We start from the raw sequence: 2,473 nt of genomic DNA, 5'->3' as shown, positions 1-2,473 counted from the left end.
GTGCTGCCCGGCCGATGCCATGTTCTGCCGGAGCGCCTTGATCCACTCGTCGCGTTCCTGCCGGCGGTCCCCGCCACTTGTTTTCGAGAACGTGAGGATCATCTGGCGCGTGGCGCCGGTCGTGGTGATGATGGAGAGGGTGATGGTGGGGTCGCGGATAGCATTCTCTCCGGCTTCGATGTCCCGCAGGGTTGCGAGCAGGATCTCCTGCGGTGCTATCAGGTGCTTCTTGCTGTCAACGAGAATGAGCCTGCGAGTTGTGAGCACCGCTTCGAACGATACGGACTTCACTTTGACATTCTGTGCATTGAGGACGATCGACTCGTCACTGTAGAGGTTAGGATATGCCATGCGACCACGATCCTGAATATATTTGCGTCCTATGGATAAAAAAAGGATTGGGGAGAAATCATAGAAAGGAGCGTGTTCCAGCGCTCAGAGTACATCCCGCCCGTTCATGTACGGCCGGAGGACTTCCGGGATGATAACGGAACCGTCCTCCTGCTGGTTGTTTTCGAGGATCGCTCGAATGACGCGGGAGGTGGCAATGGCCGTTGAGTTGAGAGTGTGGAGATGCTGTTTTGACTCAAAGTCGCTCTTGTCCCGCACCCGGATGTTGAGCCGGACCGCCTGGTAGCTCGTGCAGTTCGAGCAGGAGACAACCTCCTTGTACGCGTTCTCGCGCGGCATCCAGACTTCTATATCGTACTTCTTTGCCGCAACCGTGCCGATGTCGCCTGTGCAGATGTTCACGACATGGTAAGGGAGGCCGAGGCCGCAGAAGATCTCTTCGGCATTGGCGAGCAGTTCCTCATGGATCGGCCACGAGTCTTCCGGTTTGCAGAAGACGAACTGCTCGACCTTGGTGAACTGGTGGACCCGGAAGAGCCCCTTGGTGTCGAGACCATGAGCGCCGATCTCGCGCCGGAAGCAGGGGGAGATGCCGGCAAGCCGGAGCGGGAGGTCCTTCTCCTCAAAGATCTCGTCCTGGTACATCGCGCCGATGGGATGCTCGCTGGTTGCGATCAGGTACGCATCATCACCATCGATCTTGTACATCACCTTCTCGAAATCACCGAGATCGGTGACGCCTTCGTACGAGGTGCGGTTGATCATGAAGGGCGGGATGACGGGCGTATAGCCTTTCTCCTCTAAGAGATCAATCGCGTAGCGCTGGAGCGCCATGTCAAGGAGCACGAGATTGCCTTTCAGGAAATAGAAGCCTGCGCCAGAGGTCTTTGCTGCACGCTCGAAGTCAGCCCAGCCCTTTTCGGCAGCGAGCTGGCCGTGGTTCTTCACCTCAAAGGAGAATGTCCGGGGAATCCCGACCCGCTTCACCTCAACGTTCTCCGAATCGTCATTCCCTATTGGGACGCTCTCGTGCAGGATATTGGGCAGGCGCATCTGGATCTCGCGTATCCGGGTACGGATCTCTTCCTGCTCGGCATCGTGTTCCTTAATCTTCTGGGGGAGGGCTGCAGCTTCTGCCATCAGGGGCTGTGCATCCTGGCCGGCCTTCTTCGCCGCATTGATATCCCGTGCAATGGTGTTCCTGCGCTGGCGGAGCTGGTCGGTCTCCACTTTGAGTTCGCGGGAGCGGGCGTCCTTTGCAAGCAGCTCGTCGACCCATGCGATCTTTGCAAGGTCGTTCCTTTTTGTGAGATCTGCCTTCACCACATCCGGGCTGGCCCGTACGAACTTTATGTCAAGCATCCGGTATTCTCCGCTCCTGCCTTCTGGTACCAACAGGTTTGTCGCGATCTCATTTATCGGCTTTCCCTTGCGGTCCCGCCCGTCCGCTTTATCAGCTTCCGTGTGTAACAGAACGCTGATACGATATGGCCGATTTCACATTTATCTGCAAAAACCTGAAAGGCACCGCACCGGGAAAAGGGCAGGAGTCCGGCATCGGCACCTGTGCAAAAAGCCTGGTGACCGGCGAATACTGCATTGCAGACTCCGCAGAAACGGCCGCGGAGGGAAAGCGTCTCTGCCCTGCTGCGGATTACCTGAAGATCCTCTCGATCCGGAAGCGGAAATAATCCCTTGTTTTTGTGAATGCCGGGTCTGTGATTTGATACAGATTACGCGGTCCGGACTTTGTATTCGAATACGCGGTCAATCACCGTGTATTCCTCTCCATTATAATGTCGGGTCACGACCTCCAGCCGGTCCGCCTGCTCGGTCCCCGGGAGTTCAATCCTGCTGCCAATCTGGATGGGCTTGAAGGAGCCGGTCAGCACCTCACCATCTGAGCGGGTTAGCCGGACGAAGATCTCGCGCACCCCGTACTGGCCCTTGCCCCCCATGTACTCGACCGAGATCATCCGTGTCCGTGGGTCGCGTTCTGTCTGTAAAACAATGTCCAGGTGCGCGGGGAGTGTCTGGGTAGGGCCCGGCACGAATGTGACGCTGCCGGTTGGTGTCCCTGATTTTGCTGGCGTTACAGTGGTTGCTGCCACTATACCAGAAG

4 protein-coding genes are annotated in these 2,473 nt (G+C 57.2%); 1 reads left to right on the top strand and 3 read right to left on the bottom strand.

All coding sequences use genetic code 11. The features are described 5' to 3' along the window. A partial coding sequence (locus tag CW742_RS10520) for a hypothetical protein (protein WP_292420155.1) occupies nucleotides 1-351 on the bottom strand: 351 nt, incomplete at its 3' end. 84 nt (nucleotides 352-435) lie between these two features. Continuing rightward, a complete protein-coding gene (serS, locus tag CW742_RS10515) occupies nucleotides 436-1,713 on the bottom strand; it encodes a serine--tRNA ligase (RefSeq protein WP_292420153.1) in 1,278 nt (425 codons plus the stop codon). Between the two features lie 125 nt (nucleotides 1,714-1,838). On the opposite strand from serS, the gene CW742_RS10510 reads away from it, so the two are divergent. Next, complete coding sequence (locus CW742_RS10510) at nucleotides 1,839-2,042, top strand: hypothetical protein (protein WP_292420151.1); 204 nt, start codon at nucleotides 1,839-1,841, stop codon at nucleotides 2,040-2,042. 42 nt (nucleotides 2,043-2,084) lie between these two features. Here the strand turns inward: CW742_RS10510 and CW742_RS10505 are convergent. Continuing rightward, on the bottom strand, nucleotides 2,085-2,473 hold a 389-nt coding region (locus tag CW742_RS10505; RefSeq protein ID WP_292420150.1), incomplete at its 5' end, for a hypothetical protein.

This window comes from Methanoregula sp., from assembly GCF_002835825.1.
In the GTDB taxonomy this organism is placed as follows: domain Archaea; phylum Halobacteriota; class Methanomicrobia; order Methanomicrobiales; family Methanospirillaceae; genus Methanoregula.
The sequence above is the reverse complement of the archived record's forward strand: the minus strand, read 5'-3'. Positions and strand labels throughout refer to the sequence as shown.